Annotated in this window: 24 protein-coding genes and 1 tRNA gene; 19 read left to right on the forward strand and 6 right to left on the reverse strand. The window is 67.8% G+C overall.

The genetic code is table 11. The features are described 5' to 3' along the window. Positions 1-82 precede the first annotated feature (82 nt). Genes ACGRVM_RS01445 through ACGRVM_RS01455 form a run of 3 tightly spaced genes read left to right on the forward strand, consistent with a single transcriptional unit; the run spans position 83 to position 2,723 of the window. On the forward strand, positions 83-1,213 hold the full coding sequence (locus tag ACGRVM_RS01445) for a zinc ABC transporter substrate-binding protein (RefSeq protein ID WP_394624013.1): 1,131 nt from the start codon (positions 83-85) through the stop codon (positions 1,211-1,213). Continuing rightward, entirely contained in the window at positions 1,201-1,866 is a 666-nt protein-coding gene (locus tag ACGRVM_RS01450) for a DUF1007 family protein (RefSeq protein ID WP_377169416.1), read from the forward strand. The genes ACGRVM_RS01445 and ACGRVM_RS01450 overlap by 13 nt, the downstream gene beginning before the upstream one ends. Then, positions 1,848-2,723 carry a nickel/cobalt transporter gene (locus tag ACGRVM_RS01455; RefSeq protein WP_377169414.1) on the forward strand — a complete coding sequence of 292 codons (876 nt, stop codon included), beginning with the start codon at positions 1,848-1,850 and terminating at the stop codon, positions 2,721-2,723. Before ACGRVM_RS01450 ends, ACGRVM_RS01455 begins: the two co-directional genes overlap by 19 nt. Before the next feature lie 14 nt (positions 2,724-2,737). Here ACGRVM_RS01455 and ACGRVM_RS01460 read toward each other — a convergent pair. Beyond that, positions 2,738-2,814: transfer RNA gene (locus tag ACGRVM_RS01460), tRNA-Ile, on the reverse strand. A gap of 128 nt (positions 2,815-2,942) precedes the next feature. Between ACGRVM_RS01460 and purM the strand changes: the two genes are divergently transcribed. From purM to rnd, 3 genes are all read left to right on the forward strand, one after another. Further along, positions 2,943-3,989 (forward strand): phosphoribosylformylglycinamidine cyclo-ligase, encoded by a 1,047-nt coding sequence (gene purM / locus ACGRVM_RS01465; RefSeq protein WP_377169412.1) that lies wholly within the window; start codon positions 2,943-2,945, stop codon positions 3,987-3,989. Beyond that, a complete protein-coding gene (gene purN, locus ACGRVM_RS01470; RefSeq protein WP_377169410.1) occupies positions 3,989-4,579 on the forward strand; it encodes a phosphoribosylglycinamide formyltransferase in 591 nt (196 codons plus the stop codon). The genes purM and purN overlap by 1 nt, the downstream gene beginning before the upstream one ends. Positions 4,580-4,657: 78 nt before the next feature. Further along, entirely contained in the window at positions 4,658-5,815 is a 1,158-nt protein-coding gene (gene rnd / locus ACGRVM_RS01475) for a ribonuclease D (RefSeq protein ID WP_377170049.1), read from the forward strand. 9 nt (positions 5,816-5,824) lie between these two features. On the opposite strand, the gene ACGRVM_RS01480 is transcribed toward rnd, so the two are convergent. After that, positions 5,825-6,349 (reverse strand): hypothetical protein, encoded by a 525-nt coding sequence (locus tag ACGRVM_RS01480; protein ID WP_377169408.1) that lies wholly within the window; start codon positions 6,347-6,349, stop codon positions 5,825-5,827. Between the two features lie 133 nt (positions 6,350-6,482). Here ACGRVM_RS01480 and ACGRVM_RS01485 point away from each other — a divergent pair, with 133 nt between their 5' ends. Continuing rightward, positions 6,483-6,890 (forward strand): SufE family protein, encoded by a 408-nt coding sequence (locus ACGRVM_RS01485; RefSeq protein ID WP_377169406.1) that lies wholly within the window; start codon positions 6,483-6,485, stop codon positions 6,888-6,890. 91 nt (positions 6,891-6,981) lie between these two features. Here the strand turns inward: ACGRVM_RS01485 and purL are convergent, their stop codons facing one another. Beyond that, entirely contained in the window at positions 6,982-9,147 is a 2,166-nt protein-coding gene (gene purL / locus ACGRVM_RS01490) for a phosphoribosylformylglycinamidine synthase subunit PurL (protein WP_377169404.1), read from the reverse strand. 176 nt (positions 9,148-9,323) lie between these two features. Between purL and ACGRVM_RS01495 the strand changes: the two genes are divergently transcribed. Beyond that, entirely contained in the window at positions 9,324-10,379 is a 1,056-nt protein-coding gene (locus ACGRVM_RS01495; protein ID WP_377169402.1) for a pyridoxal-phosphate dependent enzyme, read from the forward strand. After that, positions 10,376-11,506 (forward strand): M24 family metallopeptidase, encoded by a 1,131-nt coding sequence (locus ACGRVM_RS01500; RefSeq protein ID WP_377169400.1) that lies wholly within the window; start codon positions 10,376-10,378, stop codon positions 11,504-11,506. The genes ACGRVM_RS01495 and ACGRVM_RS01500 overlap by 4 nt, the downstream gene beginning before the upstream one ends. Before the next feature lie 7 nt (positions 11,507-11,513). Here ACGRVM_RS01500 and mazG read toward each other — a convergent pair whose 3' ends face one another. Next, positions 11,514-12,335 (reverse strand): nucleoside triphosphate pyrophosphohydrolase, encoded by an 822-nt coding sequence (mazG, locus tag ACGRVM_RS01505; protein ID WP_377169398.1) that lies wholly within the window; start codon positions 12,333-12,335, stop codon positions 11,514-11,516. A gap of 88 nt (positions 12,336-12,423) precedes the next feature. Here mazG and speB point away from each other — a divergent pair, with 88 nt between their 5' ends. Both speB and ACGRVM_RS01515 read left to right on the forward strand, forming a co-directional pair. Beyond that, positions 12,424-13,392, forward strand: coding sequence for an agmatinase (gene speB / locus ACGRVM_RS01510; RefSeq protein WP_377169396.1), 969 nt, complete (start codon positions 12,424-12,426; stop codon positions 13,390-13,392). A 47-nt stretch (positions 13,393-13,439) separates the two neighbouring features. Continuing rightward, positions 13,440-13,838, forward strand: coding sequence for a DUF1499 domain-containing protein (locus ACGRVM_RS01515; protein WP_377169394.1), 399 nt, complete (start codon positions 13,440-13,442; stop codon positions 13,836-13,838). Here ACGRVM_RS01515 and ACGRVM_RS01520 read toward each other — a convergent pair. Further along, positions 13,776-14,060, reverse strand: coding sequence for a hypothetical protein (locus ACGRVM_RS01520; RefSeq protein ID WP_377169392.1), 285 nt, complete (start codon positions 14,058-14,060; stop codon positions 13,776-13,778). The genes ACGRVM_RS01515 and ACGRVM_RS01520 overlap by 63 nt on opposite strands. Before the next feature lie 61 nt (positions 14,061-14,121). Here ACGRVM_RS01520 and prfA point away from each other — a divergent pair, with 61 nt between their 5' ends. From prfA to ACGRVM_RS01535, 3 genes are all read left to right on the forward strand, one after another. Beyond that, complete coding sequence (prfA, locus tag ACGRVM_RS01525; protein ID WP_377169389.1) at positions 14,122-15,171, forward strand: peptide chain release factor 1; 1,050 nt, start codon at positions 14,122-14,124, stop codon at positions 15,169-15,171. Continuing rightward, positions 15,168-16,004, forward strand: coding sequence for a peptide chain release factor N(5)-glutamine methyltransferase (gene prmC / locus ACGRVM_RS01530; protein WP_377169387.1), 837 nt, complete (start codon positions 15,168-15,170; stop codon positions 16,002-16,004). Before prfA ends, prmC begins: the two co-directional genes overlap by 4 nt. 243 nt (positions 16,005-16,247) lie before the next feature. Beyond that, the gene (locus ACGRVM_RS01535) at positions 16,248-16,898 is read left to right on the forward strand and encodes a DUF4167 domain-containing protein (RefSeq protein WP_377169385.1); all 651 of its coding nucleotides are present in this window, start codon (positions 16,248-16,250) and stop codon (positions 16,896-16,898) included. A gap of 279 nt (positions 16,899-17,177) precedes the next feature. Here ACGRVM_RS01535 and ACGRVM_RS01540 read toward each other — a convergent pair whose 3' ends face one another. Continuing rightward, the gene (locus ACGRVM_RS01540) at positions 17,178-18,083 is read right to left on the reverse strand and encodes a LysR family transcriptional regulator (RefSeq protein ID WP_377169383.1); all 906 of its coding nucleotides are present in this window, start codon (positions 18,081-18,083) and stop codon (positions 17,178-17,180) included. Positions 18,084-18,246: 163 nt separating this feature from the next. Between ACGRVM_RS01540 and ACGRVM_RS01545 the strand changes: the two genes are divergently transcribed. The 5 genes from ACGRVM_RS01545 to ACGRVM_RS01565 all read left to right on the forward strand — a co-directional run bounded on the left by ACGRVM_RS01545 (position 18,247) and on the right by ACGRVM_RS01565 (position 21,854). Beyond that, positions 18,247-19,059 carry a glutamate racemase gene (locus ACGRVM_RS01545; protein WP_377169381.1) on the forward strand — a complete coding sequence of 271 codons (813 nt, stop codon included), beginning with the start codon at positions 18,247-18,249 and terminating at the stop codon, positions 19,057-19,059. Positions 19,060-19,103: 44 nt separating this feature from the next. Then, positions 19,104-20,147, forward strand: a complete 1,044-nt coding sequence (argC, locus tag ACGRVM_RS01550) for an N-acetyl-gamma-glutamyl-phosphate reductase (protein ID WP_377169379.1) — start codon at positions 19,104-19,106, stop codon at positions 20,145-20,147. A 31-nt stretch (positions 20,148-20,178) separates the two neighbouring features. After that, positions 20,179-20,625 (forward strand): cytochrome c maturation protein CcmE, encoded by a 447-nt coding sequence (gene ccmE / locus ACGRVM_RS01555; protein ID WP_377170047.1) that lies wholly within the window; start codon positions 20,179-20,181, stop codon positions 20,623-20,625. Positions 20,626-20,706: 81 nt separating this feature from the next. After that, the gene (locus tag ACGRVM_RS01560) at positions 20,707-21,318 is read left to right on the forward strand and encodes a holin-associated N-acetylmuramidase (RefSeq protein WP_377169377.1); all 612 of its coding nucleotides are present in this window, start codon (positions 20,707-20,709) and stop codon (positions 21,316-21,318) included. Next, on the forward strand, positions 21,309-21,854 hold the full coding sequence (locus ACGRVM_RS01565; RefSeq protein ID WP_377169375.1) for a holin family protein: 546 nt from the start codon (positions 21,309-21,311) through the stop codon (positions 21,852-21,854). Before ACGRVM_RS01560 ends, ACGRVM_RS01565 begins: the two co-directional genes overlap by 10 nt. The last annotated feature ends 47 nt before the right edge of the window (positions 21,855-21,901 follow it).

Genomic DNA, 21,901 nt, shown 5'->3' on the forward strand with positions numbered 1-21,901 from the left:
AAGGCGCTTGAAATGTTATATTATAGCATGTATTGCCCGGTGAGATGTTACATAGTTACAATGCGGAGAGCTGTCCATGAAAATGTTGCGCACTTGCCTTGTCGGAACCTTCGCCTTCTCGGCGTCGGTCCAGGCGGGCCATTCCGAAGTTCCGCGCGTCGCGACCGATATCGCGCCCGTCACGGGGCTTGTCGCGCGGGTGATGGAAGGCGTGCCCGGGGCCGAGCCGGTGGGGCAGGTCGTGCGCGCGGGCGCATCGCCCCATGGCTATGCGATGCGTCCCTCCGAAGCGGCTTTTCTCGAGCAGGCGGACGCGGTATTCTGGATCGGTGAGACGCTGACGCCGTGGCTGGATGGGTCCATCGAGACACTGGCGCCTGACGCCCGCGTCGTCGGCCTCCTGGATGCGGACGTGACAGAGGTAATGGAGTTCCGCGAAGGCGCGCGCTTCGATCACGATGGGCATGGACATGGTGACGAAGGGCACGGCCACGACCATGACGAGCATGCCAAGGACGAGCACGACCACGACCATGATGAGCACGCCAAGGACGAGCACGACCACGGGCATGACGAGCATGCCAAGGACGAGCACGACCATGGGGATGAAGAGCATGCCAAGGACGAGCACGACCACGGGCATGACGAGCAAGCCAAGGAAGAAGGACACGGCCATGAGGGCCACGACCACGATCACTCCGGCGTCGATCCGCATGCCTGGCTCGATCCGGACAACGGCCGCGCGTGGCTCGACGTGATCGCGGCGGAGCTTTCGCGCCTCGATCCGGCCAATGCCGAGATCTACGAAGCCAATGCCGCGGCGGGCAAGGAAGAGATCACCGCCGCCGAGGCGGATGTGCGCGCGATGCTCGAGCCGCGGAGCGGTGCGCGCTTCGTGGTCTTCCATGATGCCTATCACTATTTCGAACACCATTTCGGGTTCCCCGCCGCCGGCGCGATCGCGGATGGCGACGCCGCCGATCCCGGCCCCGCGCGTCTCGAGGAGATCCGCAACCTCATCGCGGATATCGGCGCGACCTGCGCGCTTGCCGAGCCGTCCCACAATCCCGGCTTCGTGGAGACCGTGACCGACGGCACCGGCGCGCGCATCGGCATGGTCGATCCGCTCGGCTTCGAGATCGAGATGGGTCCGGGCTATTATCCGGCGCTTCTGCGCGACATGGCGGAACGGCTGGCTGAATGCACAAGCTGAAGGCGATCATGACGGCCGCGATGCTGGCCCTGCCCGCCGGGCAGGGCACGGCGCATCCGCATGTCTTCATCGACGCGGCGCTGTCGCTGATCTTCGACGACGAGGGCCGGCTGGCGGCGCTGCGCATCGGCTGGTCCTACGACGAGTTCTATTCTCTGGTGATGATCGAGGATGCGGGCCTCGATGCGGATGGCGACGGCACGCCCGAGCCCGACAAGCTCGAGGCGTTCGCGGGCAAGGACGTGGACTGGGACGCGGGGTTTCCGGGTGACGTGACGCTCGAGCGCGAGGGCAGCGACGTCGCGCTCGCGCGGCCCGTCAAGCACCGCGCCTATTACGAGGAGGGCCGGATCATCACGACGCATGTGCGCCCCTTGGCCGAGCCCATCGAGGTCGATCCCGAAGCGGTGGCGCGCATCTATGATCCGAGCTTCTTCGTGGCCTATGATGTGCCAACGCTGCCCGTGATCGAAGGCGCCGAGGCCTGCGAGGTGACGCGCCGCGCCGCCGACACCGACAAGGCCTATGCCGAATACGGCGAGAAACTGGCCTCGGTCGACATGGACGAAGACCCCTTCGCCGAAGTCGATCTGGGCGATATCGGCATCCTTTTCGCGGATGCGTTCGAGGTGACATGCGCCGCGCCCTCCTGATTTTCGGCCTCATCGCGCTCGCGCTTGCCGCGCTTTTCTGGAGCGGGGCAGACGCCGCCGTCGCCCGGTGGGCTGCGGGTTGGCAGCGCGAATTCCAGAACGGGCTCGCCGGGGCGCTCAGGGCGCTTCGGGCGCGCGATCCGGGCGCCTTCGCCGCCCTGATGGGCCTCGCCTTCGCCTATGGCGTGGTGCACGCGGCGGGGCCGGGTCATGGCAAGCTTCTGATCGGCGGCTACGGCCTCTCGGCGCGGGTGCCCGCGCTTCGCCTCTCGATTGTGGCCATGGCCGCCTCGCTCGGGCAGGCGGTGACGGCGATCGCGCTGGTCTATGGCGGCATGCTGCTGCTGGGCTACACCCGCGCGCAGCTCACCGGGCTTGCGGAAGGCGCGATGAGCATGGTCTCGGCCGTCGCCATCGGGCTGATCGGCCTTTGGCTGCTGGTTCGGGGCGCGCGCAAGCTGCGCGGCCAGATCGCGCATGAGCATCACGGCGATGATTGCGGCTGCGGCCATGCCCATGCGCCGAGCGCCGAGGAGGTCGCTCGCGCCCATGGCCTGCGCGCGACCCTCGCGCTCATCGGCGCGGTCGCGGTGCGGCCCTGCACCGGGGCGCTTCTTCTGCTGGTCCTGACATGGCAGATGGGCATTCCGGCCGCCGGAGTGGCCGGCACGCTCGCGATGGCGCTGGGAACGGGGGCGGTGACGGTCGCGGTCGCGGTCATGGCGGCCTTCGCCCGCGAAGGCGCGCTTGGCTCGGCGCCCGGTGCGGCGGCGCTCACGCGCGTCATGCCGGTCATGGAGATCACCGCGGGCGCGGCCATCGCGCTCATCTCGCTGCGGATGCTGGGCTGGGCGTAGGCGAGGGCGGTTTGTGGTAGGCCCGGCAGGACTTGAACCCGCAACCAAAGCGTTATGAGCGCTCTGCTCTAACCAGTTGAGCTACAGGCCCGCCTGAGCCGTTTCCTACGCAGCGGGGCGGCGCGCGTCAAGTCGCGAGCGCGCGGGCGCACGGAGGCTTTGAGATTGCGCCGCGCGCCGCTTTGGGCTAGGCCCGCGATCAAATTCGAGGAGAGCCCCATGACCCATCCCAAGAACGGTGTGAGCTATGCCGACGCGGGCGTCGATATCGATGCCGGCAACGCGCTCGTCGAGCGGATCAAGCCCGCGGCGAAGCGCACCGCGCGCCCCGGCGTCATGTCCGGGCTCGGCGGTTTCGGCGCGCTGTTCGATCTGAAGGCGGCGGGCTATGACGATCCGGTGCTGGTCGCGGCGACGGACGGCGTGGGCACCAAGCTGCGCATCGCCATCGACACGGGCAACGTGGACGGCGTGGGCATCGATCTTGTGGCCATGTGCGTCAACGATCTGGTGTGCCAAGGCGCCGAGCCGCTCTTTTTCCTCGACTATTTCGCGACCGGCAAACTCGAGACCGAAAAGGCCGCGCGCATCATCGAGGGCATCGCCGAGGGCTGCGCGCTGTCGGGGACCGCGCTGATCGGCGGGGAGACGGCGGAAATGCCGGGCATGTATCCGGCGGGTGATTTCGATCTCGCGGGGTTCGCCGTGGGCGCGATGGAGCGCGGTGCGGCGCTGCCCGAGAATGTCGCCGAAGGCGACGTGCTTCTGGGCCTCGGCTCGAACGGCGTGCATTCCAACGGCTACAGCCTCGTGCGCAAGCTGGTCGAGATGTCGGGCCTCGGCTGGGATGCGGATTGCCCGTGGAGCGAGGGCACGCTGGGCGGCGCGCTGCTGACACCGACGCGGCTCTACGTCAAGCCCGCGCTGGCGGCCATCCGTGCGGGCGGCGTGCATGCGCTCGCCCATATCACCGGTGGCGGCCTGACCGAGAACCTGCCGCGCGTCCTGCCAGAGGATCTGGGCGCCGATATCGACCTCGGTGCTTGGGATCTGCCCGGCGTCTTCGGCTGGCTGCGCGAGACCGGCGGCATGGATGAGGGCGAACTGCTCAAGACGTTCAATTGCGGCATCGGCATGATCGTCGCCGTCGACGCGGACCGCGCGGACGCGCTGGCGGAGCTGCTGACCGAAGAGGGCGAGACGGTGCACCGCATCGGCCATGTCACAAAGGGCGCGGGCATCCGCTACAGCGGCAGCCTCGCCTGATGAAACGGGTCGCCATCCTTCTGTCGGGCAGCGGCTCGAACATGGTGGCGCTTGCGGACAGCATGACGGGCGATCATCCAGCGCGCCCCGTGCTGGTCCTGTCAAACCGCGCGGATGCGGGTGGACTGCAAAAGGCGGCGGCGCGCGGCATCCCGACCGAGGTGGTCGATCACCGCCCCCACGGCGAGGACCGCGCCGCCTTCGAGGAGGCGCTCCATGCCGCGATCATGGCGCATGAGCCCGACATCATCTGCCTCGCCGGTTTCATGCGCGTGCTGACCGAAGGCTTCGTGGGCCGCTGGCAGGGGCGCATGATCAACATCCATCCCTCGCTTCTGCCCAAGTATCGCGGCCTTCACACGCACCAGCGCGCACTCGAGGCGGGGGAGGCGGAGGCGGGCTGCACGGTCCACGAGGTGACGGCGGCGCTGGATGACGGCCCGATCCTCGGTCAGGCCCGCGTGCCGGTTCTGCCGGGTGACAGCGCCGAGACGCTCGCCGCCCGCGTGCTCGAGGCCGAGCATCGCCTCTATCCCGCCGTACTGCGCCGCTTCGCCGCCGGGGAGCGCGATCCGCTTCACCTGCCGTGACGCCCCGCGCCCGTTCCAATTCGTTCCGATCCGGCCTATAGGATCACAAAAGCTATCATCGAAAGAAGCCTCGCCTTGATCCAGACCATCACCAAGACCGAAGAGCTGGCCGATTTCTGCGCCCGCGCCGCCGAGCACCCCTACGTCACCGTCGATACCGAATTCCTGCGCGAGCGCACCTATTACTCGAAACTCTGCCTCGTGCAGCTGGCCTTTCCGGGCGAGGAGGACGAGAACGCCGTCCTCGTCGATCCGCTGGCCGAGGGCCTTTCGCTCGAGCCGCTCTACGCGCTTTTTAGGGACGAGAGCACGGTCAAGGTGTTCCACGCGGCGCGGCAGGATCTCGAGATCTTCTATGTCGATGCGGGCCTCATCCCATCGCCGCTTTTCGACACGCAGGTCGCCGCGATGGTGTGCGGCTTCGGCGAGCAGGCGGGATACGAGACGCTGGTCAAGCGGATCGCGCGGGCGCAGATCGACAAGTCCTCGCGCTTCACCGACTGGTCGCGCCGCCCGCTGAGCGATGCGCAGAAGAAATACGCGCTCGCGGATGTGACGCACCTGCGCAAGATCTACGAATATCTCGCGCGCGAATTGCAAAAGAGCGGGCGCGACAAATGGGTGGCCGAGGAAATGGCCGTCCTCACCACGCCCGAGACCTATATCAGTCGCCCCGAGGACGCCTGGCAGCGCATCAAGACGCGCAACAACGGCGGCAAGTATCTCGCCATCGTGCGCGAGCTCGCGCGCTTCCGCGAAGCCTATGCGCAGGAGCGCGACATCCCGCGCAGCCGCGTCTTCAAGGATGACGCGCTGGTCGAGCTGGCGGCGACTAAGCCGGGCAACATCCAGGATCTCGGGCGCTCGCGCCTGCTCCTGCGCGAGGCGCGCAAGGGCGAGATCGCCGATGGCATCCTGAAGGCGGTGGCCGACGGGCTGGCGACGCCCGCCTCCGAGCAGCCGCAGCCGGACCTCAGCCGCGAAAAGCTTCAGGTCAACCCGGCGGTGGCCGATCTGCTGCGGGTGCTGCTGAAAGGCGCGTCCGACCGCGAGGGGGTCGCATCGAAGCTGATCGCCACGGCGTCCGATCTCGACGCGATCGCGGCGGGGCAGCGCGACGTGGCGGCTCTGTCGGGCTGGCGCCGCGATGTGTTCGGCGCCGAGGCGCTGCGCCTTTGTGAGGGCAGGATCGCGCTGCGCGTGAAGGGCAGCACGATCGAGACGGTCGCGGTCTGAGCGCGCGCCCTAGCGGCGCGAGACCGAGGCGGCGCTGTTGGTCTGGGCCAGAACGCGCACTTCGCGCGCCTCGCGCAGGGTCTGGGCGGTGATGAAACGGCCGGCGCTCACGCGGCGCGTCTGCTCGGGGCCCTGCGGCGTGTCGGTGCGCTGCACCGCGCGCAGGGTATAGCTCAGCACACCGTCCACCGGCACGCCCTCGTTCTCGGGCACGAGGCGCACGTCGAAGGCGCCCTGGCGCAGCGACAGGCCCGTGGCCTTGATGATCGCGCCGCCCGAGGACGGCTCGATCAACACTTCTTGGACCGCATGGATCGGCGTGCCCTGATAGCGCTCCTCTTCGGGTGCGCGGCGGAAGATGCTGTCGCGCTCCTCGGGGATGAGCGGGTTGGCGGCGGCGGCGTCGGTCGTCAGGGCAGGGGCGCTGCGCCCGCCACCGAACCAGTTCGCCGGGTTGGCGCGCGAGTCGCGAAAGCCCGAGCAGCCCGCCAGTGTCAGGCTGGAAATCGTCACGAGGGTCACCACGGCGCGCATCGGCAAGGTCCTTGTCAGGGGTCATGAGTTCGGCGGACCCTAGCAGGCCCGCGCGCCCCTGCGCAAGCGCGCGGGCTGGACCTTTCGCGCCCGCGGGCCTACCTCTGGCGCGAGCGTATTAAAGGAGTGGAACATGGCCCAGCCGGCATTCGAGGAGATCGTCGAGGATTTCGAATTCCTGGAGGATTGGGAGGATCGCTATCGCCATGTGATCGAGGCCGGCAAGGCGATGGAGCCGCTCGACGATGCGCTCAAGGTGCCTGCGACGCGGGTCGAGGGATGCGCGAGCCAGGTCTGGCTGCACCCGCAGATCGAGAGCGGCACGTTCCGCTTCGACGGGGACAGCGACGCGCTGATCGTACGCGGCCTCATCGCGGTGCTGCGCGCGCTCTACAACGATCTGCCCGTCGCGGAGGTGCCGCGCGTCGATGCGGGCGGCGAGCTTGCGCGGCTCGGGCTCACGGATCATCTCTCGGCGCAGCGCTCGAACGGGCTGCGCGCCATGATCGAGCGCATCAGGACCGTCGCGCAAGGCGCCTGAGGGAGAGGGCGCCCGAGCGCGACGGCATCAGAAGAAGCGGGGAGAGCGCCCCTGCTTCATCTTGGCGAAAATACTCTATCCCCGCCCGCCCTCAGGCGAAACGCTCGCCGAAGCTCGCGCGGAAGATCCGCGACAGCTCGTCGAGCGGGGCTTTCGAGCCGCCCATGCGCACCGCATCGCCGGTGAACTTGCCGACGCTCGTGACGCTCACGCCCGCTTTCGCGGCTTCGGTCATCAGCGCTTCGGCCTGATCGAAATTGCAGGCCACGAGATAGCGCGCCTGATCCTCGCCGAAGAGCGTAGCGGTATCGTCCGAGTCGAGCTGAACGCCGACGCCCGCCGCCTCGGCCATCTCGAAGGCGGCAAGCGCGAGGCCGCCATCCGACAGGTCAGTGCATGCGGTGATGAGCGCGTGGTTGGCGCGGATGAACTCGCCATTGCGGCGCTCGGCGGCGAGATCGACCGCGGGCGCGTCGCCCTCGCTGCGGTTGAAGACTTCGGCCAGCAGGGCCGAACGTCCGAGATGGCCATGCGTCTCGCCGATGACCAGCGCGACATGCCCCTCGCGGGCCTGCCCGGTGATGGCGTCGTCCGCATGGGCGACGAGGCCGACGGCGCCGATGGTCGGCGTCGGCAGGATCGCCGCGCCGTCGGTTTCGTTGTAGAGCGAGACGTTGCCCGACACGATCGGCATGTCGAGCGCCTCGCAGGCGGCGCCGATGCCCTTGATGGCATGGACGAGCTGACCCATGATCCGGGGCTTCTCGGGGTTGCCGAAATTGAGATTGTCGGTGCTGGCCAAGGGCTTGGCGCCCAAGGCCGTGAGGTTGCGATAGGCTTCGGCCACGGCCTGCATGCCGCCCATCTCGGGATTGGCCTCGACATAGCGGGGCGTCACGTCCGAGGTGAAGGCAAGGAGCTTGTCGGTGCCGTGCACGCGGATCAACCCGCCGCCGAGACCCGGCCCGCGCACGGTATCGGCCATGACCATCGTGTCGTATTGCTCGTAGACCCAATCGCGGCTGCAATAGTTGGGCGATGCTATCAGCGCGCGCAGCCCGTCGATCGGGTCGATCTGCGGCACGCTCGCCGGGTCCAGCGCCTCGGCCGGCGTGGGCGCCTCCCACGGGCGGTCGTATTCGGGCGCGGTGCCCGACAGAGCCGCCAGCGGCAGGTCGGCCTTGACCTCGTTGTGGTGCATGATGAGGAAGCGGTCCTCGGCGATGGTCTCACCGACGATGGCGAAATCGAGATCCCACTTCTCGAAGACGGCGCGCGCCTCGGCCTCGAGCGACGGCTCGAGCACCATGAGCATGCGCTCCTGGCTTTCGGACAGCATCATCTCGTAGGCGGTCATGTTCGGCTCGCGCTGCGGGACGGCCTCGAGGTTGAGCCGCACGCCGAGACCACCCTTGTCGCCCATTTCCACGGCCGAGCAGGTGAGGCCCGCGGCGCCCATGTCCTGGATGGAGATCACCGCGCCCGTCGCCATCAGCTCGAGCGTGGCTTCCATCAGGCGCTTTTCGGTGAAGGGATCGCCCACCTGCACGGTCGGGCGCTTTTCCTCGATCGTGTCGTCGAACTCGGCGCTGGCCATCGTCGCGCCGCCGACGCCGTCGCGGCCCGTCTTGGCGCCGAGATAGACGACAGGGCGACCCACACCCGACGCGGCGGAATAGAAGATCTTGTCGGCGTCCGCGAGGCCCGCCGCGAAGGCGTTGACGAGGCAGTTGCCGTTATAGGCCGGATCGAAGCGCAGCTCGCCGCCCACGGTGGGCACACCGAACGCGTTGCCATATCCGCCGATCCCCTCGACCACGCCATGCACGAGCTGGCGCGTCTTGGGATGGTCGGGGCTGCCGAAGCTGAGCGAGTTCATCGCCGCGATGGGCCGCGCGCCCATGGTGAAGACGTCGCGCAGGATGCCGCCCACGCCCGTCGCCGCGCCCTGGTAGGGCTCGATATAGGACGGGTGGTTGTGGCTCTCCATCTTGAAGATGACCGCCTGACCGTCGCCGATATCGACCACGCCCGCGTTCTCGCCCGGACCGCAGATGACCTGCGGGCCCTTGGTGGGCAGGGTGCGCAGCCATTTCTTCGAGGATTTGTAGCTGCAATGCTCATTCCACATGGCCGAGAAGATGCCCAGCTCGGTGAAGGTGGGCTCGCGGCCGATGATCTCGAGAATGCGCTCGTATTCGTCCGGCTTCAGCCCGTGAGCAGCGATCAGATCGGGGGTGATGTCCGGCTCGGTCATAAGAGGGGATTCCTTCGGGCTGGCAGGTCGGTAGGGTTCGGCGCCTCTTTAAGTCATTGCGCGAGAGGGGGGAAGGGGGGTGGTGCCGGGCAGGGCCGCGCGGGACGGATCGCGCGTCGAGGCTTGACGGGCGCCGCCGGGCTGCGTCCTATGCCCGGAAAAGGGAGGAGCCGTCCATGCAGATCGAGGAAAACCCCTGGCGGGGCGCGGAATTTCCGGACGCGGCGCTGGCGGATGTGCTCTGGCCCAGCACGGATGCCGAAGCGCCGCGCACGCTCTTGGCACGCTGTCCGGCGGCGGGCGCGACGCCGCTCGTGCCGGTCGAGGGGTTCGGGCCCGCGCTTTGGGTCAAGGACGAGCGCGGGCGCATGGATCTCGGCAGTTTCAAGGCGCTGGGGGCGGCCTATGTCATCGCGCATGAGGCGCAGGAGGCGGAGCACGCTTCCGAGGGCGCAGACATGACGCGCATCCTCGAAGGGCGCACCTATGTGACGGCGAGCGCGGGCAATCACGGGCTTTCGGTCGCGGCGGGGGCCGCGATCTTCGGCGCGCGGGCGGTGATCTATCTGGCCGACCCGGTACCCGAAAGCTTCGCGGACCGGCTGCGCGCGCGGGGCGCCGAGGTGGTGCGGGCGGGCGCGCATTACGAGGCCAGCATGGAGGCGGCGCACGAGGCCGCCGAGGATAACGGCTGGACGCTGCTCTCGGACAGCTCCTGGCCCGGCTACACCGCCCTGCCGCATCGCCTGATGGAGGGCTATCTCGTCATGGCCGCCGAGGCCGCCGAGCAGATGGAGGAGCAGGCGGGCGCCCCGCCGACCCACATCCTGTTGCAGGCCGGGGTGGGCGGCCTTGCCGGGGCCTGCGCCGCGCATTTCCGCAAGGTCTGGGGCGATGCGCCGCGCATCGTGGTCGTCGAGCCCGAGGCGGCGCCCGCGCTCTGGACCGCGATCGAGGCGGGCCGGTTCGTCGAGGCGGAGGGGCCGGTGTCGAATATGGGCCGGCTCGATTGCAAGGCGGCGTCGCTAATCGCCTTGAAGGGGCTGGCGCGCGATGCCGATGCCTTCGCGCTCGTCACCGATGAGGAAGCCTCCGCCGTGCTGCCCGAGCTCTCGGCGCTCGGCCTCGATACCTCGCCTTCGGGCGGGGCGGGCATCGCCGCGCTCTGCCATATGGGTCTGCCCGAGGATGCGCGCGTGCTCTGCATTCTGAGCGAAGGTCCGGCCGAGTGACGCGCGGCTTCGCGCGCGCCGAATATGCGGCGCGGCTGGGCGCGGCGCAGGCGCGGATGGACGCGGCGGGCCTCGGCGCGCTTTTGCTGACGACCGAGCCGGAGATCCGCTATTTCACCGGGTTCCTCACGCGGTTCTGGGAAAGCCCGAGCCGTCCGTGGTTCCTCGTCGTGCCGGTCTCGGGACTGCCCGTCGCCGTCATTCCGTCGATCGGCGCCGCGCTGATGGCTCGGACATGGATCGAGGATATCCGCGTCTGGCCCGCGCCGGACCCTGCCGATGACGGCATCAGCCTTCTTGCGGCGACATTGCGCGAGATCGGCGGGCCGGTGGGCGTGCCCTCCGGCCCCGAGAGCGTGCTGCGCATGCCGCTGGCGAGTTTCGACGCGGTCAAGGCGGCCTCCGGTCTGGTCTTCACTCATGATCACGGGATCACCGCCGCCTTGCGCGCGGTGAAGTCCGAGGCGGAGATCGCCAAGATCGCCCATGCCTGCGCCATCGCGAATCGCGCCTTCGACCGGGTCCCGGAGATCGCGCGGGAGGGCCGCGCGCTCGGCGCCGTCTTCCGCGATTTTCAGCGCCTGCTGCTCGAGGAGGGGGCCGATCTCGTGTCCTATATCGCGGGCGGTGCGGGGCCTGACGGCTATGGCGACGTGATCTCGCCCGCCTCCGACGCGCCGCTGGCGCGGGGCGACGTGCTGATGCTCGACACTGGCGCGGTCTGGGACGGGTATTTCTGCGATTTCGACCGCAATTATGCGGTCGGCGCGGCGTCGGGGAACGCGGCGCTGGCCCATGCGCAACTGTCCGAGGCGGTCGAGGCGGGACTGGAGGCCGCACGTCCCGGCGCGCGCGCCTGCGATGTTCATGCCGCGATGGCCGCGATCACCGGCGCGGGCGAGGGCGCGGGGCGGCTGGGCCACGGCCTCGGGATGCAATTGACGGAAGGCCTCTCGCTAATTCCGCAGGACCGCACCGAACTCCTGCCGGGTATGGTCATCACGCTCGAGCCGGGGATGACGACGGGGCCGGGGACGATCATGGTGGCCGAAGAGAACATCGTGATCCGCGAAGGCGGCGCGCAAAAGCTGACGCGCTTCGCGGGGCCGGATCTGCCGGTGGTCTGAGCCGCGCTCAGCCCTGACGTTCCTCGGCCTTGGCGCGATTCCAAAGAGCGTCCATTTCTACCAGATCGCTTTGGTCGGGCGTCTTGCCGGCCTCGGCCAACAGGGCCTCGATCCGCTCGAAGCGCCGCGTGAACTTGTCGTTGGCGCGGCGCAGGGCCGCTTCGGGGTCGATCTTCATGTGGCGCGCGAGGTTCGCCATCACGAAGAGAAGATCGCCGAATTCCTCTTCGGCGTGATCCGCGTCGCCGCTGGCTTGGGCCTCGGCGAGCTCGGCCACTTCCTCGGTGATCTTGGCCAGCACGCCCTCCGTGCCGGGCCAGTCGAAGCCCACCCGCGCCGCCCGCTTTTGCAGCTTGACCGCGCGCAGAAGGGCCGGAAGTCCGAGCGCCACGCCGCCCAGCGTGCCGCTCTCGCGCGCCGCCGCGCGCTCGGCGGCCTTGATCGTCTCCCAATCGCGGGTCTGCTGCTCCGCGCTCTTGTCGCGGCTCTCGTCTCCGAAGACATGGGGGTGGCGCGCGACCATCTTGTCCGCGATGCCGTCGGCGATGTCGCTGAAATCGAAGAGGCCGCGATCCTCGGCGATCTGGGCATGAAAGACGACCTGAAGCAGCAGATCGCCCAGCTCGCCCGTAAGATCGGACCAGTCGGCGCGCGCGATCGCATCGGCGACCTCGTAGGCTTCCTCGATCGTGTAGGGGGCGATGGTGGCGAAATCCTGCTCGATATCCCAGGGGCAGCCGGTTTCGGGATCGCGCAGCGCGCGCATGATCGCCAGAAGGCGCGGCAGGCCACCCTCGGGGTCGTGGATCAGGGCATCGGTCACGGGCATATCCTCTGGCATGTCCTCAGGCGGGCTTGCATGTGCCCGCGTTTGTCTTACAGGGTGCGGCATCGGCGCAAGAGCGAAAGGGGCCATCATGGGATTGGAAGACGCACGTAGCACGGTGGACGAGGCCTTTACCCGCAAGAACGACCGCGGCCTCAGCTTCGAGAACACCTTCGGCGGCGCCACGTCCTTTCTGCGGCGGCGTTACACCAAGGACCTGACCGGCGTCGATGTGGCGGTGACGGGCGTGCCCTTCGATCAGGCGGTAACGAACCGCACCGGCACGCGGCTCGGGCCGCGCGCGATTCGCGAGGCGAGCGCGCTGCAAACGGCGGATGCGCCCTATGGCTGGGGATACAACCCGATGGAGACGCTCAGCATCGTCGATTACGGCGATCTGGCCTTCGACTATGCGATGGTGCCCGAGTTTCCGGGGCTTTTGACGCAGCATATCAAGGGCATTCTCGACGCGGGCGCGGCGAGCGTCGTGCTGGGCGGCGATCACTATATCAGCTTTCCCATCCTCAAGGCCTACGCCGAAAAATTCGGCCCCATGGCCCTCCTGCATTTCGATGCCCACACCGACACGTGGCAGGACGACAATTTCGAGCGGATCGACCACGGCACGATGTTCTACAAGGCCATCAAGCTGGGCCTGATCGACCCTGCGAAATCCGTGCAGGTGGGCATCCGCACCACCGTGCCCGATCCGATTGGCATGACCATCATCGACGCCCGCGAAGTGCATGAGGGTGGCACGACGGCGGCGGTCGAGAAGATCAGGGGTATTCTCGGCGATGCGCCGGTCTATCTCAGCTTCGACATCGACGCTCTGGATCCGGCCTTCGCGCCCGGCACCGGCACGCCGGTCTGGGGCGGGCTGACGAGCGCGCAGGCCTCCATCATGCTGCGCGATCTGGCGGGGATCGATCTCAAGGGCGGCGATATCGTCGAGGTCTCGCCGCCGTTCGACACCACGGGCGCCACGGCCATCGCGGGCGCGCATGTGGCGACGAGCATCATCTGCCTGCTGGGCTGGAACGCGCATGGCGGCGCGTGAGGCGGGCCGGGCATGAGTATTTGCCGCCAAGATGAAGGAGCGGGCACATGAAATGGATCGTCCTGCTGGTTCTGCTGGCCGCGCTCGCGCTTCTGGGGTGGGTCCGGCTCGCGCCCGATGACGCCACGCGCTGGCACGTCCTGCCCGAGGAGGTGGAGAGCGCGGATATGGACGGCGGCGTCATGCGCCGCGTCGAGGGCGATCTCGCCGCGCTCGACGAGATCATCCGCGCCGAGCCGCGCACCGAGGTGCTGGCCGGATCGGTGGCGGAAGGGATGATCACCTACATCACCCGCTCGCGTGTTTTCGGCTTTCCAGATTACACCACCATCGCGCAGCGCGGCGAGGACATCGCGATCCACGCGCGGCTGCGCTACGGCAAGTCAGATATGGGCGTCAACCGTGCCCGTGTCGAGCGCTGGCTGGCGATCCTTCGGCAGCGATGAGCTGAGGCAGCCGTCGGAGATCTTGCGCCACATCGGCACGTTCAGCGACATCTGGCACTGCGCCATGAACATCTTGCCATCGACCTGAAGGCAGGTCATCTCGCCCAGCTCGACGCGGGAGCCGGACTTGTCGGTGCAATAGCACTCGACCGTCTTGGTGCCGATCGTGGTATCGGCCAGGGCCGGGGCGGCGATGAGAAAGAGGGCGATGAGGCTGCGCATGGAGTGATGATACCACGCGCGCGCCGCTTGACCAAAGCATTTGGATGAAGGACATGGAGCCATGGTTCCATTCGACAGACTAGAGCAGATCCTGCAACGCTTCGAATTCCTCGAGGCCAAGATGTCCCAGGGCGGCGGGGATATCGCGGCGCTGGGCCGCGAATATTCCGAGCTGCGCCCGGTGGTCGAGGAGATCCGCCTCTGGAAGGCGCTGCGCAGCGATATCGAGGGGGCGCGCGCCATGCTGGACGATCCCGAGATGCGCGCGCTCGCGCGCGACGAGCTCGAGACGCTGGAGGCGCGTCTGCCCGAGGTGGAGGCCGCGCTTCAGCTGAGCCTTCTGCCCAAGGACGAGGCCGATGCGCGCCCCGCCATGGTCGAGATTCGCCCCGGCACCGGCGGCGAGGAGGCGGCGCTCTTCGCCGGAGATCTGCTGCGCATGTATCAGCGCTATGCGGAGGCGCGCGGCTGGTCGATGGACCTCGTGGAGATGAGCCAGACCGAGCTTGGCGGCATCAAGGAGGTCGTCGCGCATGTGAAGGGCAATCACGTCTTCGCCCGGCTCAAGTTCGAAAGCGGGGTGCACCGCGTGCAGCGTGTGCCCGAAACCGAGAGCGGCGGGCGCATCCATACCAGCGCCGCGACGGTCGCCGTTCTGCCCGAGGCCGAGGATGTGGATGTCAGGATCGATGCGAACGATCTGCGCATCGACACGATGCGCAGCTCGGGCGCGGGCGGCCAGCACGTGAACACCACCGATTCGGCCGTGCGGATCACGCATATTCCCACGGGCATCGTCGTCACGAGCAGCGAGAAGTCGCAGCACCGCAACCGCGAGATCGCGATGCAGGTCCTCAAGGCGCGGCTCTATGACGCCGAGCGCCAGAGGGTCGACAGTGCGCGCAGCGCCGACCGCGCGGCGCAGGTCGGCACCGGCGATCGCAGCGAGCGCATCCGCACCTACAATTTCCCGCAGGGGCGCATGACCGATCACCGGATCAACCTCACGCTCTACAAGCTCGATCAGGTCATGCAGGGCGATCTCGACGAGGTGATCGACGCGCTGACGGCGGATGCGCAGGCGCGGCTTCTGGCCGAGATGGGGGCGTGAGCCGGCGCCTCGCGGATCTGCTGCGCGAGGGTGCGGCGCGGCTCGAGGCGGCGGGTGTCGAGGGCGCGCCCCGCGATGCGCGGCTGCTGCTTGCGCATGTGACGGGGATCAGCGCGGCCCGGCTCGGCGCCGAGATGGGCGCGCCGGCGGAGGCGGGCTGGGCCGAGGCGTTCGAGGCGGCCATCACGCGGCGCGCGGCGCGCGAGCCGCTGTCGCATATCACGGGCAAGCGCTTGTTCTACGAGCATGAATTCCGCGTGACGCCAGACGTGCTCGACCCGCGCCCCGAAACCGAATGCCTCGTGCGCGCGGCGCTCGATCTGCCGTGGCGGAGCGTTCTCGATCTCGGGACCGGCTCGGGCGCCATCCTGCTGTCGCTCCTTGCCGCGCGCCGGGAAGCGCGGGGCGTGGGATCGGATCTTTCGGGCGCGGCGCTCGACGTCGCGCGCGGCAATGCGGCCCGGCTCGGGGTCGAGGATCGCGCGGAATTTCTGCAATCGGATTGGTTCGCGAGCGTCGGCGGCCGCTTCGATCTCATCGTCAGCAATCCGCCCTATATCGCCGAGGCGGAGATGGGCGCGCTTGCGCCCGAGCTCGGATACGAGCCGCGTATGGCCCTGACCGATGGGGCCTGCGGGCTCGGCGCCTATCGCGCGATCTGCGCGGGGGCGCGTGCGCATCTCGTGCCTGGCGGGTGGCTCATGGTCGAGATCGGCTGGCGCCAGGGCGCGGATGTGGCCGCGCTGATGGCCGGCGCGGGCCTGGGGTCGGTGCGCATCCTGCCAGATCTCGACGGGCGCGACAGGGTGGTTATGGGCCGCGCGCCGGCGTGACGCGGCTGCAACGATCAACCGAAACGGGCCGATTTTAGCGAAATATCGCCCAATCGGCCTGCTTTTCCCTTGTGCGCCACCGCTTGGCGTGATTACTGAAAGCGTCGCAGCGGTGGATATCCTGACATGGGTGGTCCCGCGCGACGCCAAGCCAACATAGCCGAACCCGGTTTATTGCAATCGGCGCATCGGGCGCCTCTCGGGTTTAACACGGTTCTAGAAACAAGGCTGGACACCATAAATATGAGATCATCGAAGTCCCGTTCGCGCAACAAGTCGAACAGAAACCGCCCCAATTCGGTCGGCAACGTGGTGAACCGCGTGTTCGACAGTTCCGGCCCCGAGGGCAAGGTGCGCGGCACGCCTCAGCAGATCATCGAGAAGTACAACCAGCTCGCGCGCGACGCGCAACTGGCCAATGACCGCGTGGCGACCGAGAATTTCCAGCAGCATGCCGAGCATTACCTGCGTCTTCTGGGTGAGGCCCAGAAGGAAATCGACGCCAAGCGCGAGCAGGATGCCAAGCGCGAGCAGCAGGAACGCGAGAATCGCGAGCGCCAGGCCGAGCGGGACCGGGAGCGCGCGCAGCAGAACGACGAGCGCCGGGGTGAGGGCGATCCGCGCGGCGATGGCGGCCATCAGGGTCAGCAACAGGGCGCTCGGCACGACAGCGGCGAAGACGATGCGAGCACGCTCGTCGAGACCCCCGAAAATCAGCCGGGCGCCAAGCGCCAGCCGCGCAAGCCGCGCCAGAAACAAGAGGGCGACGGGGCCTCGGGCGATGCACAGCAGGGCGGGGCCGAGGACGCGCCGAAGCCCAAGCAGCGCCGCCCGCGCAAGCCCAAGGGCGAGCAGGACGAGGCGAGCGCGCCTACGGATACCGCCGCCGAATAGGCCGCTTACTTTAGACATGACGAGCCGGGCGCCCCGAGGGCGTCCGGCTTTTTCATGTCCGGTGATCGGGAGCGGCAGGCGCGTGACCGAGCAAGGCCATGCGCCAAAAAAAAGGCCGAGCATCAAGCTCGGCCATAGTCCAACAGGGAGGTATGACGGCTGCGCCGCGTGGCGCTACCGTCAACGGTGCAGTTAGTGGCTCATCCCGCGCCGATCAAGGGAAATTGCCACCCGTCACGGCATGGCCGCTATGCGTTTCTTGCATGGCTGCCGAAAGCTTTAGCTAATCTTTTGATCTTTCACGTTTTTGCGGTAGGCGAAGATCTCTTGCTGCACGAAGTCCCGGAAGGCGGCAATCCGCTGGGAATGACGCAATTCCTCGGGATAGGCGAGAAAGACCGGCACCTCGACCGACTCAACTTCCGGTAGCACGCGGACGAGATTCGGAAAGTCGTAGGTCAGGTAGTCGGGCAGCACCCCGATCCCGAGGTGGTTGAGCACACCCTGGAGCACTCCGAAATAGTTGTTGACCGTCAGCATCGAGGCAATGTCGTTGGCGACGAGATCCTTGACCAGATAGGTCGCGGCGCTGACTTGCGCGGAATTGACGTTCTGGCAGATCAGGCGGTGATCGCACAGATCCTCGACGCCCGAGGGTGCGGTGTTGCGCCTCAGATATTCGGGCGAGGCGTAAAGTCCCATATGCACGCCCATGAGGCGCTTGCGGATGAGATCGGCCTGGCTCGGCTCCTTCATGCGGATGGCGACATCGGCCTCGCGCATGGGCAGGTCGAGCACGCGCTCCTCCAGCATCAAGTCGATCTTGAGATCGGGGTATTTCTCATAAAGCTTGGCGAGGCGCGGGGCGAGCCAGAGCGTGCCGAAGCCGATGGTCGTGGTCACGCGCAACTCGCCGAAGACCTCGTCCTCGCTGTCGCGGATGCGCGCTGTCGCGGCGTCGAGACGCTTCATCATGGCGCGCGTCGCATCGAAGAGAAGCTCGCCCTGCTCGGTCAGGATGAGGCCGCGTGCATGGCGATGGAAGAGCGTCGCGTTCAGCGCTTCCTCGAGCGAGCGGATCTGGCGCGAGACCGCCGATTGCGACAGGTGAAGCTGATCGCCCGCATGCGTCAGGCTGCCGGCATCCGCCACGGCATGAAAAATCCTCAGCTTGTCCCAATCCATCGCGCCCTGTCCCGCTGGTCCGTTTCTTGGGCCAAGCCTTAGCAAATAAATGGCGTTCCTGCATAGGTGGAACGCGGCCGGGCCGGGCAGATCGCTATGGCGTGTGACCTTGTGCCGCTTTAGGATCGGGCCAAATCGGGTGCGGGCGCGTGAAAGGGGCATCATGGCGGTTGGAATTTTCGATAGCGGCCTCGGCGGGCTGACCGTGATGGACAAGGTCGCGGCGCGCCTGCCCGAACAGGGGCTGATCTATCTGGGCGACAACGCCCATGCACCCTACGGCGTGCGCACCGCCGACGATATCCACGCGCTCACCCGCGCCGGGGTGGAGCGCCTCTGGTCCGAGGGCTGCAACCTCGTCGTGCTGGCCTGCAACACCGCCTCGGCCGTGGCGCTGCGACGTATGCAGGAGGCGGGCGTGCCCGAGGGCAAGCGGGTGCTGGGCGTCTTCGTGCCGCTGATCGAGGCGCTGACCGAGCGGCAATGGGGCGATAACTCGCCCCCGCGCGAGGTGAACGCGCGCCATGTCGCGCTCTTCGCCACGCCCGCCACCGTCAGCAGCCGTGCCTTCCAGCGCGAGCTTGCCTTCCGCGCCATCGGCGTCGATGTCGAGGCGCAGGCCTGCGGCGGCGTGGTCGACGCGATCGAGGAGGGCGACATGATCCTCGCCGAGGCGCTGGTGCGCAGCCATGTCGATGCGCTCCTGCGCAAGATGCCCGAGCCGCAGGCGGCGGTTCTCGGCTGCACGCATTATCCGCTCCTCGCCGAAACCTTCCAGGAGGCGCTCGGGCCGAACGTCACGGTCTTCTCGCAGCCCGATCTCGTGGCCGAGAGCCTGGCCGATTATCTCGAGCGGCGCCCGGCGATGCGCAGCGCGGGCGAGGGGCGGCGCTATCTCACGACGGGCGATCCGAGCCGCGTGTCGGACCGCGCGACGCAATTCCTGCGCCGCTCGGTGCGCTTCGAAGCCGCGTAGGGGCGATTGCCGAGGCGCGCGCGATGGGCTAGGCCTGCGCGCGAATGAAAAGGGCTGATCTCATGCAAAACATCGCCATTCTCGGAGCATCTGGCTATACAGGTGCAGAACTCATCCGCCTGATTGCCGTGCATCCGTCCATGCGCATCGCCGCGCTCGCCGCCAACTCCAAGGCGGGGCAGAGCATGGCGGAAGTCTTCCCGCATCTGCGCCATCTCGATCTGCCGGGTCTCGTGACCATCGACGAAATCGACTTCTCTGGGATCGATCTGTGCTTTTGCGCGCTGCCCCACGCGACCAGCCAGGAAGTGATCGCGGGCCTTCCCAAGGATCTCAGGATCGTCGATCTGAGCGCCGATTTCCGCCTGCGCGATCCCGAGGCCTATGCCAAGTGGTACGGCAATCCCCATGCCGCGCTCGAGTGCCAGGCCGAGGCGGTCTATGGCCTGACCGAGTTCTATCGAGACGACATCCGCGCCGCGCGCCTTGTCGCCGGGACGGGCTGCAACGCCGCCACGGGGCAATACGCCCTGCGACCCTTGATCGCAGGCGGTCTGATCGACCTCGACGAGATCATCATCGACCTCAAGACCGGGGTGAGCGGCGCGGGCCGCAGCCTCAAAGAGAACCTCCTCCATGCCGAGCTGAGCGAGGGGGCCGCGGCCTATGGCGTGGGCGGCACTCATCGCCACCTCGCGGAGTTCGATCAGGAGTTCTCGGCCATTGCGGGACGCCCGGTCAAGGTGCAGTTCACGCCGCATTTGTTGCCTGCGAACAGGGGGATACTGGCCACTGTTTATGTGAAGGGCGATCCTCGAAAGGTCCATGGCGCCTTGCATGGCGCCTATGCCGAGGAGACCTTTCTCGAAGTTCTGCCCTTTGGACAGGTGCCGAGCACGCGGCATATCCGGGGCAGCAACTTCTGCCATATCGGCGTCACGGGCGACCGCATCGAGGGCCGGGCCATCGTGATCGCGGCGCTCGACAACCTCACCAAGGGCTCGAGCGGTCAGGCCTTGCAGAACGCGAACCTGATGTTAGGTCTCGACGAGACGGCGGGCCTCATGGCGCCGCCCGTCTTCCCGTAGAAATCCAAGCCGAGGTGCCGGCCGCATGGCGATGAAATCGCTCAAGAAAAAGCGCAGGATCCAGGTCATTGCGATCGCCGCCATGGCGCTCGTCCTGTCGACGGTGCTGATCGGCTACGCGATGCGCGACGGCATCAATTTCTTCCGCTCGCCCTCGCAGGTCATGGCCGAGCCGCCGGGCCCGGACGAGGTGTTCCGCATCGGCGGTCTCGTCGAGGCGGGCAGCCTGAGCCGCGGCGCGGGCGAGGAGGTGACGTTCCTCGTCACCGACGGGGGCGCGAGCGTGCCCGTCGCCTTCGTCGGTGTCCTTCCGGATCTTTTCGGCGAGGATCAGGGGATGGTCGGCCTCGGCAGCTATGACGGCGAGACCTTCCGCGCGACCGAAATCCTCGCGCGTCATGACGAAAGCTACATGCCCAAGGAAGTGGTCGATGCGCTGAAGGAGCAGGGCGTCTATCAGGAGCCGGTCGGCGAGTAAGCACCGCGTTAACCCTTCATCCGCCACGTTTCGCAGACCGCCGGGAAGGGTCTCCCGCCGGCTTCGCAAAGGGGCGGTCCGATGGACAAGGTGCAGGAAATCGCAAGGGAAATCGTGGCCCGCGAGGGCGGGTATGTGGACGATCCGGACGATCCCGGGGGCGCGACGAACCATGGCGTCACGATCCACACGATGCGCCGCCTCGGCCTCGATCTCGACGGCGATGGCGCGGTCAGCGAGGCCGATGTGCGGCGGCTCGGGCGCGCGCAAGCCGAAAGCATCTTCATCGAGCATTACTTCGAGGCGCCCGGCATCGACCGCCTGCCCGGTGTGCTACAGGCCAGCGTTTTCGACATGTATGTGAACGCCGGCGCCAATGCCGTGCGCATCCTTCAGCGGCTCTTGCGGCAGATGGGGCAGGACGTGGCCGTCGACGGCGTGATCGGCCCCCAAACCGTCGAGGCCGCGCGGCTCGCTGCGCAGACGGCGCCGTCGCATATCGCCGACGCCTATGCCATCGCCCGGCGCAACTACTACCTGCGCCTCGCCGACAGGCGTCCCGCGAGCCGCAAGTTCGCCCGCACCCGCGCGGGCGGGAAGGGCGGGTGGATCCTGCGGGCCGAGGAGTTCATGTCGCCGCGCTATCACCTGAGTGCCGCCGAGTTCAGCGCGCGGGTGGCGGCATGGGACTGATCGAGCGGGTCGTGACCCTCCTCTTCGGTGACGGGCGCAACGTGGTCGCGCGCACGGCCGAGGTCTTCCGCGAGAATGCGGAGGCGGGCGCCAAGCGCCGCAGCGCCGAGCGCGGCGCGGCGCTCGGACAGTTCGATGCCGAATTCTCGGGCGGCCAGCAGGGGCTTTTCGACCGGATCATGGACGGTGTGAACCGCCTGCCGCGCCCGGCCCTGGCGCTCGGCACGCTCGGGCTCTTCATCTCGGCGATGGTCGATCCCGTTTGGTTCGCAGCGCGCATGCAGGGCATCGCGCTCGTGCCCGAGCCGCTCTGGTGGCTTCTGGGCGTGATCGTCTCGTTCTATTTCGGCGCGCGGCACCAGTTCAAGGGACAGGCCTTTCGCCGCGAGATTGCCCAGAGCGCGGCGCAGGCCCCGCGTGTTGCGGCCAGCATCGCGGCGCTCGAGAGCGGCACCGGCGAGGCCCTGCCGCCCGAGCCGGAACGCCGGGAGGATCCGAACCCCGCGCTGCGTGCCTGGCGCGAACAGGACCGCTGATCGGGCGATTGCGACAATCTGATGCGTCCCGCGAGGCGATTCCCGTT

This window comes from Roseovarius aquimarinus (assembly GCF_043661195.1).
GTDB classification, from domain to species: domain Bacteria; phylum Pseudomonadota; class Alphaproteobacteria; order Rhodobacterales; family Rhodobacteraceae; genus Roseovarius; species Roseovarius aquimarinus.